Annotated in this window: 13 protein-coding genes; 4 read left to right on the top strand and 9 right to left on the bottom strand. The window is 65.4% G+C overall.

The annotated features are described in order from the left end of the window. Positions 1-898: 898 nt before the first annotated feature. The 4 genes from G3446_RS08340 to G3446_RS08325 all read right to left on the bottom strand — a co-directional run bounded on the left by G3446_RS08340 (position 899) and on the right by G3446_RS08325 (position 4,391). The gene (locus G3446_RS08340; RefSeq protein ID WP_164452371.1) at positions 899-1,864 is read right to left on the bottom strand and encodes a hypothetical protein; all 966 of its coding nucleotides are present in this window, start codon (positions 1,862-1,864) and stop codon (positions 899-901) included. Positions 1,865-2,001: 137 nt separating this feature from the next. Then, complete coding sequence (gene ybaK, locus G3446_RS08335) at positions 2,002-2,484, bottom strand: Cys-tRNA(Pro) deacylase (protein ID WP_164452370.1); 483 nt, start codon at positions 2,482-2,484, stop codon at positions 2,002-2,004. After that, positions 2,481-2,903 (bottom strand): DnaJ family domain-containing protein, encoded by a 423-nt coding sequence (locus tag G3446_RS08330; protein ID WP_164452369.1) that lies wholly within the window; start codon positions 2,901-2,903, stop codon positions 2,481-2,483. Before G3446_RS08330 ends, ybaK begins: the two co-directional genes overlap by 4 nt. A gap of 42 nt (positions 2,904-2,945) precedes the next feature. After that, the gene (locus G3446_RS08325) at positions 2,946-4,391 is read right to left on the bottom strand and encodes a phospholipase D-like domain-containing protein (RefSeq protein ID WP_164452368.1); all 1,446 of its coding nucleotides are present in this window, start codon (positions 4,389-4,391) and stop codon (positions 2,946-2,948) included. A gap of 233 nt (positions 4,392-4,624) precedes the next feature. Between G3446_RS08325 and G3446_RS08320 the strand changes: the two genes are divergently transcribed. Beyond that, positions 4,625-5,794: a zinc-binding metallopeptidase family protein gene (locus tag G3446_RS08320; RefSeq protein WP_164452367.1), complete on the top strand. Its 1,170-nt coding sequence runs from the start codon at positions 4,625-4,627 to the stop codon at positions 5,792-5,794. Positions 5,795-5,891: 97 nt separating this feature from the next. Here the strand turns inward: G3446_RS08320 and G3446_RS08315 are convergent, their stop codons facing one another. From G3446_RS08315 to G3446_RS08305, 3 genes are all read right to left on the bottom strand, one after another. Continuing rightward, positions 5,892-6,674, bottom strand: a complete 783-nt coding sequence (locus G3446_RS08315; protein ID WP_342450065.1) for a metallophosphoesterase family protein — start codon at positions 6,672-6,674, stop codon at positions 5,892-5,894. Between the two features lie 44 nt (positions 6,675-6,718). Next, a complete protein-coding gene (locus tag G3446_RS08310) occupies positions 6,719-7,618 on the bottom strand; it encodes a diacylglycerol kinase family protein (protein WP_164452366.1) in 900 nt (299 codons plus the stop codon). A gap of 165 nt (positions 7,619-7,783) precedes the next feature. Beyond that, entirely contained in the window at positions 7,784-8,737 is a 954-nt protein-coding gene (locus tag G3446_RS08305) for an HAD family hydrolase (protein ID WP_164452365.1), read from the bottom strand. A gap of 297 nt (positions 8,738-9,034) precedes the next feature. Here G3446_RS08305 and G3446_RS08300 point away from each other — a divergent pair, with 297 nt between their 5' ends. Both G3446_RS08300 and G3446_RS08295 read left to right on the top strand, forming a co-directional pair. Continuing rightward, on the top strand, positions 9,035-10,336 hold the full coding sequence (locus G3446_RS08300; protein WP_164452364.1) for a hypothetical protein: 1,302 nt from the start codon (positions 9,035-9,037) through the stop codon (positions 10,334-10,336). 62 nt (positions 10,337-10,398) lie between these two features. Further along, positions 10,399-11,001, top strand: a complete 603-nt coding sequence (locus G3446_RS08295; protein WP_164452363.1) for a hypothetical protein — start codon at positions 10,399-10,401, stop codon at positions 10,999-11,001. Positions 11,002-11,135: 134 nt separating this feature from the next. On the opposite strand, the gene G3446_RS08290 is transcribed toward G3446_RS08295, so the two are convergent. Both G3446_RS08290 and G3446_RS08285 read right to left on the bottom strand, forming a co-directional pair. Next, positions 11,136-12,086 (bottom strand): GGDEF domain-containing response regulator, encoded by a 951-nt coding sequence (locus G3446_RS08290; RefSeq protein WP_164452362.1) that lies wholly within the window; start codon positions 12,084-12,086, stop codon positions 11,136-11,138. Positions 12,087-12,206: 120 nt separating this feature from the next. Continuing rightward, positions 12,207-12,533, bottom strand: coding sequence for a hypothetical protein (locus G3446_RS08285; protein WP_164452361.1), 327 nt, complete (start codon positions 12,531-12,533; stop codon positions 12,207-12,209). A gap of 669 nt (positions 12,534-13,202) precedes the next feature. Between G3446_RS08285 and sufB the strand changes: the two genes are divergently transcribed. Beyond that, positions 13,203-14,648, top strand: coding sequence for a Fe-S cluster assembly protein SufB (gene sufB / locus G3446_RS08280; protein WP_164452360.1), 1,446 nt, complete (start codon positions 13,203-13,205; stop codon positions 14,646-14,648). Positions 14,649-14,662 lie beyond the last annotated feature (14 nt).

The following is a 14,662-nucleotide window of genomic DNA, read 5'->3' as shown; positions in this document are numbered from 1 at the left end:
GAGCGTCAGGGCGACCTCTTCAACGACGATTTCGACGATCCGATCTCCTTCTGAAAGACCTCAACGCGGCGGGCCGAGACCCGCCGCAGGCCCCTGCCGCCCCCCACAACGTCCACTTCCCCCGGGGCCACCGGCCCGCCCCCGAAAAAGCGCGTTCATCACCTCACACTCGTCCACCTCCCACCATTGCTTCACCGGAGTGCCTAGGCTGGGAAGGACTCACACTCTCATCGCGAAACAATTCGAGAAACGGGCGGGGAAACAATGTGAGAGACAACAGATGTGAAGACAGCAGGAAAGCGCAGTGCGGGAAATCTGCATGCTGCGTTTGACGAGGGGGGCCAGGGGCGACCCTGGCCTCTACTCTACTGTCCTTTGCGGTTCAACTGCTCTTTTTAGGTTCACCCATTGGGTGAGCTCGGGCGGGCACGCAGTGTCAGCCAACTGATTGATCGGAAAAAGCTGGTCGCTGGAGGCAGGAAGCTGGCAGCTGTACCTAGGTAGAATCCTCGTACCAGTCGCTTGCAAGCGGGCTCCTACGAAGACGGTGCCTTAGGGGCCCGCTTGCGGGCGATCCTGGTGCTTAGGCGGGAAAACTGATAGGCGGAGAGCATCCTGCCCTCATCCCGTCACGCATTTTCTGAGTGTGAAAGGCTGGTAGGAAGATTTCGAGAAATCGCCTTAAAGCTTTGTTTTGGGCTGCCTTCAGGTCTTCTCTGGGTCACAGGTCTTCTTCGAGTCACCCAACGGGTGAGCGGCTAGCCGGCCAGTAGATCCGGCAACTGTAGGATTTTCATCGGCTGGCGGCTGGCGGCTGAATGCTCCAATTAGGTCGAACGCAGAGCTGGATTCGGCCTGAGGACCGGCCCGGTGCGGAGGTCGCGCGGCCTCGGGCGGCTCAGAACCTGATCTCGAAGGTCGCGCCGAGAAAGGGCGCCCTGTCATAGTCCTCTCGCGCCAAGCGCCGGCCGCTGGCGTCCTCGAGCCTCAGCTCTCCGTTGACCTCCATCCCCGCGACAGCACTGATCCGCAAGTCTCTCCCACGCGCGTAGGTGGCGCTCAAGTACAGGGGCACCGAGCTGTCCTCGCCCACGCCGTTAGGCGCGGGGCCATCGTCGCTCAGGCGAAACCGCAGCGATTCGGAACGCCCTCCCAGTCCGAGGCTCCAGCTGTCGGAAAGCTGGAGCGCGAGCTCGAGTCCAGGGCCTTGGCTGGCCCCCAGCCCCCGCCCAGTTTGCAGACTGAGCCGATCGGTGATTTGCCAGTCGATGACGAGGATGGGGAAGAGGCTGATGCTGTCCTCGAGCTGGGTGAGGGCACCTAGGCCAGGCCCAATGGTGAGCCTTTCGCCGACACGGTAAGCGATTGCGGCAAGGGCGCCGCCTGTGGTCGCGTCCGTTGAGCCGACACCTGACTCGCCTTGAGAGCGAAGGGTGGGCAGCGCGAAGAGGCTCCATCGCTCGTCGAAGGCCCAGGTGATGGGTAGGCTGAGCCTGAGCTGATCGACGCGCTCCCAGGGGGCGTCCGCGAGACCGAGCCCAGCGGACATGTCGTAACTGTCCGTACCTGCTCCGATCGCCAAGGAGATGCGGCGCTGGCGGCCCATGGCGTAGGTCAGGCCCGCTTGGAGAAAGGCGCGGTCGACACTGAAATTGCCGCCGCCCTCGAGCTCGCTGCCGAGCTGATGGACGTAGCCGCCGCGGACATAGGGCGTCCATTGCGACTGCATCCCAGCTGTGCTGCCTTCGTCGGCGACCGGCGTGCCGACGTAGAGCAGAGGTACGAGCGTCAGCCGCGGCAGCCAGCCGCGGAGTCTGTGCAGACGTGCCTGTCTGCGATTGCTCCCGCTGTCCTTGTTCGTCATCTGCCTCTCTCTGTGAAATACGCTGAGGTCCTGCTGGACGTTGGTCGGAGACCGCAAGGGAGGGTGCAGCTATCTATCGTCGTGGCACCTCGCGCCATGCCTCGGGCAAAGGTGGGGCCGGAGTGCCCGAAGAGAAGCTAGGCCAGGATGCTGACCATGGTTGGCTGTAGGATGCGCAGGGCATCCGCCGTCGCCAGCGAGATGATGTAGCCGCGTTTGCCCCCGTTGATGTAGATGCGTGGCAGCTCGGCGATTCCCTGCTCGCAGTAGACGGGCATGGCACGACGGGTGCCGAACGGCGAGGTGCCGCCGACCTGGTAGCCGGAATGCTTGTCCGCCACCTTCGGGTCGCAAGGTGAGACGCGCTTGGCCCCAATGGCGCGCGCGAGGGCTTGCGTCGAGACCTGCCGGTCGCCGTGCATGAGCACGATCATCGGGGCTTTGGTCTCGTCCTCCATGACGAGCGTCTTGACGACAGCGTGCTCGTCCACCCCGACCGAGCGCGCGAAGTGGCTCGTTCCTCCGCCGTCGACATAGTCGTAAAGGTGTCCCTCGAAGGGGACCTTGGCGCTGCGCAGGACGCGTATGGCTTGGGTGACGGGCGCTTTGGCGGGCTTCATCGGACGTTGGCGGGATGCGTTTCCTGGTCGCGCGAGCCATGGGGCTCGACCTCGGGTGCGAAGGCCTGGCTGAGGCGATCCTGATACTGCTGCTGGACGGTGGCGCCGAGTCCATGGCCACGGCTCTCCTGCAGCCGCAGCTCCAGCAGGCGCAGGCGCCGCAGCTGCTGCGCGCGCGCCTCTGGATCGGTGATGCGAGCCAGCAAGGCCTGGGTATCCTCGATGGCGCTCAGCGCCTCGAGCTCGGGTGGCAGGTAGCCGGCATTCTTCAGCAGGCGATAACCGGCGCGAAGTTGCTCTGGCACCATCGAAAGACCCTCATCCGAGAGCGGGCGGCCCTCGCCGGGCAAGCCGCTCAGGTCGCCACGCTCGATGGCGGCTTGAATGTGCTGCTCTGCGAGCTTGTCGATGATGTCCATGGCTGGCTCCTTGCGGGGTCCTGGCTGCGTCGACGCGGGGTGTTACAGATAGGGGGCGAATAGTCGCACGAAGGCATCGCGCAGGCGAACCGGCAGCGAGCGTGCGCAAACCTGCTCCAGGGTCAGTCGGCGTGCCCCGACGAGCTTGCGGTCGACGAGGCGATGCAGCTGGGCCGAAAGCCGCGCGTCGTAGCACTCCAGGTTGTACTCGAAGTTGAGTCTGAGGCTCCGGGCGTCCCAGTTGGCCGAGCCGAAGAAGGTCCAGACGTCGTCCACGAGCATGAGCTTCGTATGGTCGAAGGGTGGGGGCGTCAGCCACAGGTTGCAGCCACCCGCCAGGAGCAGGTCGGCCTGATCCTGAGCCGCCCACTGGACGAAGCGCAGGTTGTTCTTGGCTGGCATCAGGATATCCACCGCGACGCCGCGCATCGCGGCGAGATTGAGTGCGGTGATGAGCGTCTGGTCCGGCAAGAAATAGGGCGAGACGATGCGGACGCGCTCATGCGCGGCCGAGAGTGCACCAAGCATCATGCGGCGGATGTTGTCGAAGTCCTCGTCTGGGCCGTCGGGAACGCCCCGCACGATGGAGTCCCCGGCGGGCCTCAGCAGCGGGTACCAGCGCTCTCCACTCAGCTGCTCGCCAGTCGTGAAGTGCCAATCCACCGCGAAGGCCTCGACGAGGAAACGGACGACCGGGCCTTCGAGCCGAAAGTGCAGATCATCGATGGGATGCTTGGGCTTGGCGCTCAGCATGGAGCCGACGCGGATGTTCAACCCGCCAGTGAAGGCTGTGTGGCCGTCGACGGCCAGGATCTTGCGATGGTTGCGCAGATTCAGATACTGGCTGCGGATGGGCAGCGACGGCGCGAGGAAGAGCGCGCTCGGAATGTCCAGCTCGCGCAGCAGCCGGCTCATGGGCGGGCTGCTGTACCTCTGTCCGACACCATCGATCAAGACCCGCACCGCAACGCCCCGCGCTTGAGCGCGCTTGAGGGCGCGCGCGAAGCGCCGACCGATGTCGTCGTTGTCGAAGATATAGGTCGAGAGCGCGATACTGTGTCGAGCCGCGTCGATCGTGGCCAGCATCTCCGGATAGGCATGATCGCCGCCGTAGAGCGGGTCGACCCTGTTGCCGGCCTCTAGAGGCGTGCCCGTCAGGGCATCACCGAGGTTGCCCAGTTGGATGAGCCGGGGGCTGAGCAGCCGAAGCATCTCGCGCGCGCAGCGCTCCAGTGCGGCCTCGATCCGCTGACGTCTCTGTGAAGCGCTTCGGCGGAGTCGGTGGGCCTTGCGCTCGATGCGGTTGATCCCAAGAACCCAGTAGAGCGCGAATCCGGTCAGTGGGGCGAGACTGACCAAGGCGGCCCAGCCCACCGTCGACGCCGAGTCGCGCCGATTGAGCAGCAGATGCAGCGTCGTGCCGACCTGGGCCAGGACGCTGAGCGAGATCAGGAGCGCCACCCAGTAGCTCTCGAAGAATTCCCACATGGAAATGGTCCGTCAGCGAATCGATAGGGGCTGGTGGTGTGTTTCGGGTCGCTCCGGGGTGCAGCCCCGCGCCTCAGCGGCCTGTGGTTGCGGCATCGCGCGATATGCTGTGAGCTTGCCTCTCGACCACCGCATCAGGGCACGTGCTCCATTCGTTTCGTACCCCATCGCTTTCCATGCAGTTGGGCTATGATCGGCGCCATTGAGGCCCTCTTGCTCGAGGAAAGACATCTATGAAGACCTTTTGCTGCCAGTTGTGCGGGCAGCCAGTCTATTTCGAGAATACACAGTGCACCCACTGTGGCGCGCTGCTCGGCTTCCTGCCGGACGAGATGCGTCTCTCGGCCCTGGTCGAGTCACGCGACGGTCTCTGGGAGGTTCCAGAGGAGCGCTGCGGCTCAGATGCCGGCATCGGGCCGACGCGTCCCTTGGTGCGCTGGCTGCGCCGTCGCTCGCAACAGTCCGCCTTGACGGCCAAGCCGCGGAAGCTCTATCGCAAATGCGGCAACTACAGCCAGTACGCGACCTGCAACTGGATGGTGCCGGCCGAGCAGAACGCACATTTCTGCGTCGCTTGCCGACCGAACCAGATGATCCCTTACCTCAATCGCCCCGGCAACATCGAGAAATGGACCCGTATCGAGCGCAGCAAGCGCAGGCTGATGTACGGGCTGCTGCGTCTCGGGCTTCCGGTGACCACCAAGGTCGAGGAGCCCGAGACCGGCTTGGGGTTCGCCTTCCTCTCCACTGTCGACGCACCCGACGGCGAGCAGATCGTCACGGGGCACGTCAACGGGCTCGTCACCGTCAACATCGATGAGGCGGATCCGGCCGTGCGCGAGCGCATGCGCCTGGACCTGGACGAAAAGTACCGCACCCTCTTGGGCCATTTTCGCCACGAGATCGGTCACTACTTCTGGGACAGATTGATCCGGGATGCTGGCCGTCTCGATGCGTTCCGCGCGCGCTTCGGTGACGAACGGCTCGACTACGCCCAAGCCCAGTCGCAGCACTATGCCGCAGGGGCACCGGCCGACTGGCAGGGACGCTTCATCAGCGCCTACGCCAGCATGCACCCATGGGAGGATTGGGCCGAGACCTGGGCGCACTATCTGCACATCGTCGATACGCTGGAAACCAGCGAGCATTTCGGGATCAGCGTCTCCCGCCGCCTGCCCGATGGGACGCTGCAGCAGGCCAGTCCGGACTTCGATCCCTACACCATCAAGGACTTTCGGCCGATCATCGACACCTGGATTCCCCTGACCTTCGCGCTCAACAGCATCAACCGCAGCATGGGACAGCCCGACCTCTACCCCTTCGTCCTCTCTCAGCCCGTGATCGGGAAGCTGGAATTCATTCACGACTTGATTCGCGACAGCCGCGTTGGGATCTCGCCCTGAGCGGCGCTCGATGGCGGCAGCGGATGCGCTGAAGCTGCCGCCCAAGACGTGGCGACGCGGGATTGCCCGATCATGACGCTCCATGTGGGCCAGGAAGTCAGGCCATCTGCCAGCCGAGCGGGCCCCGGCGGAAACCCCAGACGCGCTTTGGCGCGAATCGGCCGCCAGTCCAGTGCATGCATTCCACGCGGATTTCCGTGCGGCTTGCTGCGATGCGATTGAAGGTATTGGGCTCGCCCTTGTAGCGGCTCGAGGTCGCCGTGCCGGCCTGTGAGACGACGATTCGCCCGGCGATGCCGGCATACCCCAAGTGCAGGTGGCCGCCGAGGAGGAGGTCGATGCCGGCATCCGCGAAGGCAGTGAGCGCCGTGCCGGCATGACCGACGCGTCCGCGGTGTCTCTCTGCATGGCCGAGCATGAAGGGGTGGTGCGCGACCAGGATGCGCAGCGCCCCGGGGCTGGCGGAGCTTGCCAGCCGCTGCGCGCGCGCGAGCTGGGTGGCGTTGATACGCCCGCGCGACCAGTCGAGATGCAGGCCCCAGCGGCGTGCCGTCTTGAGGCCGATGGCAAGGTAGCCAGGACCCCTGATAGCGGTTTCCAATGGTAGTCCCAAGTGTGCTTTCCATCGCCGCCATGGGGCCGTCAGCCGGCTCAGTGGCTCCCATCCCGGCAGGTCGTGATTGCCGGGCACGGCCAGGGTCGGTCGCGGCAGGCTTGCGATGAAAGCGGCGGCCGCCTCGAGCTCATGGGGCTTGGCGCGCTGGGTGAGGTCGCCGCTGAGGGCGACCAGATCCGGCCGCATCTGTACCAAGGCCTCTTGCAGGCCCGCGACCACGGCAGGGATGTGACGGCCGAAGTGCAGATCCGAGATGTGCGCGATCCGGATAATCCGCTTGGAGTCCCGATGGGCGTCCTGAGCCGGGATCAGGGCTGCTCGGCCGGTGCCAGTACGCGAAGCGCCCCAGGCTCGAGCGCGAAATTCAGGGGTGTCCTCAGGCGTGTGCGCTCGCCATCCAGCATGACGGTCAGGGCGCGCCGCCGCGCGATCCTGAGCTGAACGCTCGGGGCCGAGCGCGTCAGGACGGCGTCGTCGGCTTGCCAGTTTCCCAGCATCAAGCGGGTTCCGAGCCGGGTGAGCTCGCCGGCGGAGGCCTTGCGCACTGCGTAGATGCCGAGCTGACCGCCGTCTAGACGCGGGCGATAGGGCATGGGGCCGAAGGTCTGATCGATGAGGTTGTTGGTGACGACCAGGGTGCGGGATTGCAGTCGCTCCGCCCGACCGTTCGCGACCAGTGTCATGCGCAGGTGACGGTAGCGCTGCAGGAGTCCGAGGCCGCGCCACAGGATCTTGGGCCACAGGGTCCAGGGCGAGCTGCCGCGCTCGCGCTCGCGCCAGCGTGCCAATAGGGAGCCGAAGCCGACCATGCAGGCGCAGAGGAAGGGTCTTTGGTTGACGCGGCCGACATCGATGTCGCGGATCGGCGCGCGGAGCAGCGCATCGACGGCTGCCGCGGGATCCAGGGGGATGCCGAGATCGCGCGCGATCCAGTTCATGGTTCCGCGCGGGATGATCCCGAGCGGGATCGGATGCCCGTCGAGTGCTTCGGTGACGGCGACCACTGTCCCGTCGCCGCCGGCGACGAAGAGCCGATCGGCTCCCCTGGCGAGCGCAGCCGCCAGCCGCTGGCGGAGGTGTCGAGGGTCGAAAGCAATGCGCTCGAGCGCGATGCCGCCGGAGCCGAGTGCCTGGCGTAGCTGTGGCTCGATGGGATCCTCTCCGGCGGTGCCGCTGGCGCCGGAGCCATAGTTGACGACCAGCAGCACCCTCTGGCTCGGGTGCGTTGCCGGTGTGCTTGACGCCCTATTTGGAAGGGATGCCAGCGCATCGCTCGAGATCAAGGCTTCGGCTCCTTGTGACATCGCCGGTTTGGGCTAGGCGCGGCTCTTCCTGGAGATGATGGGATCCTCCAGAGTTGAGCGGTCAGGGTGTCAATCGTCGATGTCTGCATCGAGGTCGAGTCGGGACGGTGCGGCCGTGGTCTTGGGCATTGGCAGCATGTCCAAGAGTTGGCGGAGCTCGGCGATGGTGCGGTCTGGCGGATCTTCGCGCATTCCATCCAAATCACCGGCCTCGGCTCTCGCGGAAACCGCGTTGCCCGCGTAGAGCGCGGTCCGAAAGCCCATCGCCTTGGCCGCTAGCAGATCCCGCGGGCTAGGTCCAACGTAGAGCACCTCGTCCGAAAGGATCGCAAACTCGTTCTCCAGCGCGATCATCGCCTCTTCGTAGAGCCGGGGCGAGGGCTGTGCCGCGCCCACGCGATAGGAGTAGATGCAGGCATTGGGCTCGAGTCCGGCGTCTTCCGGCGGACGTCCCAAGACTGCCTCCAAGGCGAGGGGAGTGTAGAACTGCGCATCGGACGCCACGCCGACCTTGATGCCGCGCTCGCGCAGTCCGGCGAGGGTGTCCTGCAGCCCCGGCATTGCCCAGACCGGGTTCAGTCGGGCCTCCAGCTCGACCAGGAAGCGCTCGATCGCCGCCGCATCCAGCTTCTTGGGCGATGACTGCAGTAGACATCCGAGCACCTCGCGCCAAGGCGCGCGTGCATCCACCTCGGGATGGCTTCCCCCCTTGTCGCCGCGCTTCGGGGCCAGGGCTCGGGTGTGCTTGGCCAGGGCATCCGCCACCTCGCCCGGCTCGGGGAGCTTCGGCGTGCCCCACCCGGCGGCGCTCAGCGCGGTGCCGATGTCGTCCGTGCTTTGCGGCGGGGTAGGACCCGCGCGCCCGGTTCGCGAGAGCAGGAGGCAGCCATAGATATCGAAGAGGACCGCGCGTATATAAAGTAGCGGGTCAGTCTTTTCCGCGATTCCAATCGGGTCTGGGGTCAGCGGCCGCGAATGTGCGCCAATACACGAAACGAGCTGGGCATGTCTGTCCTCGGTCAATGGCAACACTCCTGACGCGGTGCCTGTGCCGATGCAAGGTCCGGGCGGTTGGCGCCAGAGCAGACCAATGGGGGTAGTCCGCACCTGTGCTCCGCTCGAGTCTGTGGAGATACAGATAGCATGCTTGTAAGTCGCCGAAAATCAACCTCGGATCAGGTATCTGTATCAGGTATCATGCCGCATCATCGCAGCCTGGCCGCCATGCGCGGCAGCTCTCCGAACCGACCCGACGCTCTAAACCGACCTAAGGCTCTAAACCGATCTAACTCGGGCTCTGCTGTGTCGACCCACCCAGTCATGCATCTCTGCCGGCGACTGATCGCCCTGAATACTGGGCTGCTGCTTCTGCTGCCCATGCTCCTGGCCGGCTGTGGCTCCCTGCAATCGCCGCGTGAGGACGATGCAGCGACCGGCTGGGGCTCGCCGGCGCTCGAGTCCTCGCCGGACATCCCGGGTGCGCGCCAGGCTGACGGGCTGTCTGCCGCCGATCCGGGACTATCGATTCGGCGTGGGCCTGGATCCTATGTGTACAGTCGTGACCCGCGCGAGCTGACCCGAGAGGTGGCGCAGGCCTGTCAGGGTGCACGTGGCCTGGGCGAGTCCGACGTCCTGCGCAGCTTGACGGCAGACCTCTACTTCTCAGAGATTCACCCGGCCGCCGCAACCGAGGCGCTGCTGCGAGGCGGCTGCGGCGGTCTCGGCGCCGTCGTCGAGGAGATGGTTGCGCAAGGCGGCGATGCCGTCGTGGAATCAGTGGTTGGCCGCGCGCGATCCATCGGCGGGGATCGCGCCGGGCGTCAGATCGATGCCGCGGCCGCCGTTGGGCTGGCGCGCTACGCCAAGGCCGTGGACGCCGAGCGCGGCTCGGGCGTCGGCGATCTCCCTTCCTTCGGGATGATGTACTTTCCATCTCAGGGCGAGGGCAGCAAACTAGCCACCTCCGTCGCCTTGAACCGGCTGTACGATGACGCCGTTCCCGGCTACGGGATCTATACCTTCGTGCTGCTCGGGCCTGGGATGAGCCGGCCGGCGGAGGACGACGCGGCGCGCTACAGCGAGCTGTTTCGCATGATCGAGACCTATGTGTCCCCGGACGACGGGGGGAACGCTCGGCCAGGGGAGGAGGCGCATGTGTTCCTGGTCCCCGTCAATCCCGAGCGGATTGGGGGCCCCCTCGTGGATCAGGTCTCGCAGGATCTCTCGGACCTCATGCGCCGGCACCTCATTCAGACGCTTCGGCATCTGGGGCAGCCCGCCCTGGCGGAGCGACTCGAGCGAGGCGCTGGGCCGTTCTTGGTGGCGACGCTCGGGCCGCGTCTGACACCGCCGAGCGCGAGCGCCCCTTGGATGCTGACGGACTTGTCGCACGTCGGTCCCGAGCACGTCTATAGCGTGGTCGATGCCTTCGACCGCGCAATTCCGGATGCCCTGAGCGGGCAGCCGGAGAGCCTGCGGATCATTCGGGAGCGGCTGATTGGCCTGCCCATCGGCACGGGCCAGGTGCAGGGCGTCAATGCCGGGAACGGAATATGGCTCGTCATGTTGGACGACCGTGCTCAGGCCGCTCGCCTGAATGACCTTTGGAGTCGATTTGGATAGTCCGTTATCCATTATCCATTCGCAGCAGATGCACACGCCCAAGGAGGCGCTGAGATCCAGTCATGAACATCATTCCCTTCAGTCTCGGAAGCCTAATCCGCTTCTTGATCGGGATCTTCCTCCTCCAGGGCTTGACCGTGCTTCTGGTCTACACCGCCCTGAGCACGGATTGGCGGACGACCTGGCCGCTCTTCACCATGCTGGGCGGCGCGATCGGCATCGTGGTGGCGCTTTGGTTCAACACCATCGTCTTCGCGGATCGCCATCGCGTCGTCTCCAAGGTCAGCGAGCGCTACTCCAAGGAGCGCGAGAAGATTCGCGTACGCGCCGAGCAGCAGCGCGTCAAGGCGACGCGCGAGAGCGAGCGCAAGGCGGCGAAGGCGCAGAGGAAGGCCTCCGCTGGCATGAGCCTCAAGACTGGTGTCGTGGTCGGTGGGACCATCGGCGTCGGCGTGGCCATGATGATGGCGCAGTTCATGACGCTGGGGCTCGCAACCTTGGCGGCCGCCGGTGGTACGGCCCTCGGGTACACGGTCAGGGGGCGTCAGGAGAAGCTGCTCTCGGCAAGGCGGCTCGCGGCGCAGGAGAGGGGGCTCCAGGTGATCGATGCCGAGCCCGATATGCCGGTGCTGCCGAGACGCAAGGGCAACGCCAAGGGGGCCTAGCGCCGATGGCTCGGGCCTGGGGTCGGCGGCCGAGCCGGCGGAGGATAGGCCGGCGGTGCGTGCTCGAGGCCGAGAACGGCTCGGCTAGCTCGCGGGTCCGCTGAGTCGCCCAGTGAGCTGGCTCGCCCAACCAGCTAATTCGCCCACTGGAGCAGGCGCTCTTCGCTTGCGGTCACCACGCGATTCCTGCCGCCCTCCTTTGCGCTCAGCAAGGCGTGATCGGCGCATCGGATGAGGTCGTCGAACGACTCTCCGCTCCTTTCGGTAGCGATGCCGAAGCTCGCGGTGACGAATCCGGCGGGCTCGATCGGGCGCGCGAGCAGACAGCGGCGCAGGCGCTCGGCCAGATGTGCGGCGCGCTCACAGGTGGTCTTCGGGCTGAGGATGATGAACTCCTCGCCGCCCCAGCGTGCGAAGAGGTCCACGTCGCGCAGCTGCTGGCGGATACGCCGGGTGACGATGACGAGAACCTTGTCGCCGACGTCGTGCCCGTAAGCGTCGTTGATGCCCTTGAAGCCGTCGATGTCGAAGAGGGTGAGGCTGAAGTGCGTGCCGTAGCGGCTCGCCTGCGCAAGGTAGTTGAGTCCGTAGCTGGTGAAGCTGCGGCGGTTCAAGAGACCCGTCAGCGGGTCAGTGGTGGCCAGGCGCTCGAGCTCGCGGTTCTGAGCCTCCAGGCGACGCTGCAGGGCGTTGAGTCGCACATGCGTGGCAACCCGCGCTAGCACTTCCGGCGCCTGGAATGGCTTGGTGATGTAGTCGACCGCCCCGGCGGAGAAGGCCCTCACCTTGTCGCTGGCGTCTTGGAAGGCGCTGACGAAGACGATCGGCAGCTGCTGCGTCTGCTGATGCTGCTTGATCTGTCGGCAGGTCTCGTAGCCGCGCTGACCGGATGCCTCGACATCGAGGATGACGAGGTCCGTGGGAGAGGTCTGGGCGGGTGCGACCGCAAGCTCGCCGCTCCCCACCTTGCGGACCTGGTAGCCGGCCTCCGCTAGGATCCGCCCAAGCTGCTCCAGGCTTTCCGGAGCGTCGCCGACGATGAGGATGGTCGGCGTGCTGAGGGCGGCAGTGGAATCGCTCGGCATGGTTGTCCTCTGATCTCCATGAGGCGGGGCAGTGGCTGGCCGGCTTCTCTCGCAGCTCCCGCGCTGCCGGCCGCCTCGCCCCTTCCCGAGCCGGCGTCGGGGCGCGTCGCTGCGTTCAGCTCATTTGGCCTCTTCGGCCGCTTCGCTCCCGTCCGTCTGTGGCTCCGTCTTCAGGGCTTCACCGTTGCCGGCCGCTGGCGCAGTCGCGGGCTCGGAGCTGCATTCGCTCAGGCATTCGGCCAGCAGCGTTTGGCAGATGCCCAGATCCTGGCCGAGACACTCGACCGGCTCGACGCAGTAGGATCCGATGCGTGTCAGACAGCCCTCGGAGCCGCTCTCGAAGCCGCTTCGGGAGGCCTGGCACTCCTGCTCTCTGAGCGCTTGGCGCTGCTCGCACTGCGCATTCTCGAGGCTGCAGCTCGAGGCGCAGGCGCTGTCCGCCGTCATGGGTGCTTCGGCGGGGCCGCCAATGGACCGAGTCTCCCCGAAAGGCAGCATCTCGCAGCCGGCTATCAGGGTAGCGATCAAAGCACCGCTAAGCGGCACGTACCACCCTGCTCGCAGCAAAGGTCTTGTCATCGACGAGTTCTCCTTGATTTTCGCCGCGCACTCTACCATAGAGCCGGGGGCCATAGAGCCGGGAGCCGCCCTCTCGGTCGCTCGGTTTGGCCCCCTGGCTTTGACTCGCCGCTCGATCCGCCCGGCACCGATGGGCGCTCTTCGCGCGAGCGCGACCTTGGGCTCTCGCGCTTCGGTGAAGCGAGGCGCTTGAGCAACATCGCTTCAGCAACCTGGTTTTGAGCAAAGTGAAAGAGTCGGAATATAATCGCGCGGTGATTCACGACTCGCAGTCCGCGATGAGCTGGCAGTCCGCAGTGGAGCCGGCGAGATCGACGACTCAGGACTCTGGCCCGGAAGTTCAGCGCCGCGACCCGAAGTTCCGTCGCCACCGTCCGCCGAGGGCCGCGCGCCAGCTTGAAATGGGGCGTCCGCGACAGAACCTGCCTCGCATGTGCAGCGTCCGCGACCTCAACAGGCGCTGGGGTTTTGAATCGAGCCCGATAGGGCATATATTGAAAACCTAGTAATTTACTCAGAAACACGGAGCCAGGAGCGATGACCTCAACCCAAGCCGTCGATGACATCGTCAAATCCGAGTACGAGCACGGCTTCACCACCGAGATCGAATCCGACACCCTGCCGCCAGGTCTCGACGAGGACGTCGTTCGCGCCATCTCCAAGCGCAAGGGCGAGCCCGAGTTTATGACGGAGCTTCGCCTTAAGGCCTATCGGCACTGGCTGACCATGACCGAGCCCGAGTGGCCTGCGGTGGACTATCCCAAGATCGACTTCCAGGCGATCTCCTACTTCTCCGCGCCCAAGCGGCCCGAAGATGCGCCGAAGAGTCTCGATGAGATCGACCCGGCGCTCTTGGAGACCTACAACAAGCTCGGCATCCCGATCGAGGAGCAGAAGGCGCTGGCCGGGATCGCCGTCGATGCGGTATTCGACAGCGTCTCCGTCGCGACCACCTTTCGCGAGACCCTCGCCGAGGCGGGTGTGATCTTCTGCTCGATCTCCGAGGCTGTGCACGATTGTCCAGAGCTGATCAGGCAGTACATGGGCTCCGTCGTCCCGCACACCGATAACTACTATGCCGCGCTCAACGCGGCCGTCTTCAGTGACGGCACCTTCGTCTATGTGCCCAAGGGCGTGCGCTGCCCCATGGAGCTCAGCACCTATTTTCGCATCAACGCGCGGAATACCGGACAGTTCGAGCGGACGCTCATCGTGGCGGAAGAGGGTAGCTACGTGAGCTACCTCGAAGGCTGCACGGCACCGCAGCGCGACGAGAATCAGCTCCACGCCGCCGTGGTCGAGCTGATCGCGCTCGAGGGTGCCGAGATCAAGTACTCGACCGTCCAAAACTGGTATCCCGGCGACGAGCAAGGCAAGGGCGGGATTTACAACTTCGTGACCAAGCGCGGCGACTGCCGGGGCGCGCGCTCCAAGATCTCCTGGACCCAGGTCGAGACCGGATCGGCCATCACCTGGAAGTATCCCAGCTGCCTGCTGCGCGGCGAAGACTCCGTCGGCGAGTTCTACTCCGTGGCGGTGACCAAGGGGCGCCAGCAGGCGGATACGGGGACCAAGATGATCCACATTGGTAAGGGGACGCGCTCGACCATCGTCTCCAAGGGGATCTCGGCCGGACAGGGCCGGCAGACCTATCGCGGTCTGGTGCGGATCGGTCAGCGCGCGGAGGGCGCGCGCAACCACACCCAGTGCGACTCCTTGCTGATCGGCGACCGCTGCACCGCCAATACCTTCCCCTACATCGAGGTCAAGCACCCCTCCGCCCAGATGGAGCACGAGGCGACGACGTCGAAGATCAGCGACGACGAGCTCTTCTATTGCCGCTCCCGTGGACTGACCGAGGAAGACGCGGTCTCCATGATCGTCAACGGCTTCTGTAAAGAGGTCTTCAACGAGCTCCCCATGGAGTTCGCTGTCGAGGCCCAAAAGCTCTTGAGCATCAGCCTGGAAGGGGCGGTAGGTTGAGACAACAACATTCG

The organism is Thiorhodococcus minor (assembly GCF_010820565.1).
GTDB lineage: Bacteria > Pseudomonadota > Gammaproteobacteria > Chromatiales > Chromatiaceae > Thiorhodococcus > Thiorhodococcus minor.
The sequence above is the reverse complement of the archived record's forward strand: the minus strand, read 5'-3'. Positions and strand labels throughout refer to the sequence as shown.

What these genes read in the sequence shown, in the direction of transcription:
- G3446_RS08285 (WP_164452361.1), bottom strand. Translation starts at nt 12,533, where the DNA reads ATGACGGCGGACAGCGCCTGCGCCTCGAGCTGCAGCCTCGAGAATGCG.
- sufB (WP_164452360.1), top strand. Translation starts at nt 13,203, where the DNA reads ATGACCTCAACCCAAGCCGTCGATGACATCGTCAAATCCGAGTACGAG.
- G3446_RS08330 (WP_164452369.1), bottom strand. Translation starts at nt 2,903, where the DNA reads ATGGACATCATCGACAAGCTCGCAGAGCAGCACATTCAAGCCGCCATC.
- G3446_RS08325 (WP_164452368.1), bottom strand. Translation starts at nt 4,391, where the DNA reads ATGTGGGAATTCTTCGAGAGCTACTGGGTGGCGCTCCTGATCTCGCTC.
- G3446_RS08320 (WP_164452367.1), top strand. Translation starts at nt 4,625, where the DNA reads ATGAAGACCTTTTGCTGCCAGTTGTGCGGGCAGCCAGTCTATTTCGAG.
- G3446_RS08290 (WP_164452362.1), bottom strand. Translation starts at nt 12,086, where the DNA reads ATGCCGAGCGATTCCACTGCCGCCCTCAGCACGCCGACCATCCTCATC.
- G3446_RS08300 (WP_164452364.1), top strand. Translation starts at nt 9,035, where the DNA reads ATGCATCTCTGCCGGCGACTGATCGCCCTGAATACTGGGCTGCTGCTT.
- ybaK (WP_164452370.1), bottom strand. Translation starts at nt 2,484, where the DNA reads ATGAAGCCCGCCAAAGCGCCCGTCACCCAAGCCATACGCGTCCTGCGC.
- G3446_RS08340 (WP_164452371.1), bottom strand. Translation starts at nt 1,864, where the DNA reads ATGACGAACAAGGACAGCGGGAGCAATCGCAGACAGGCACGTCTGCAC.
- G3446_RS08295 (WP_164452363.1), top strand. Translation starts at nt 10,399, where the DNA reads ATGAACATCATTCCCTTCAGTCTCGGAAGCCTAATCCGCTTCTTGATC.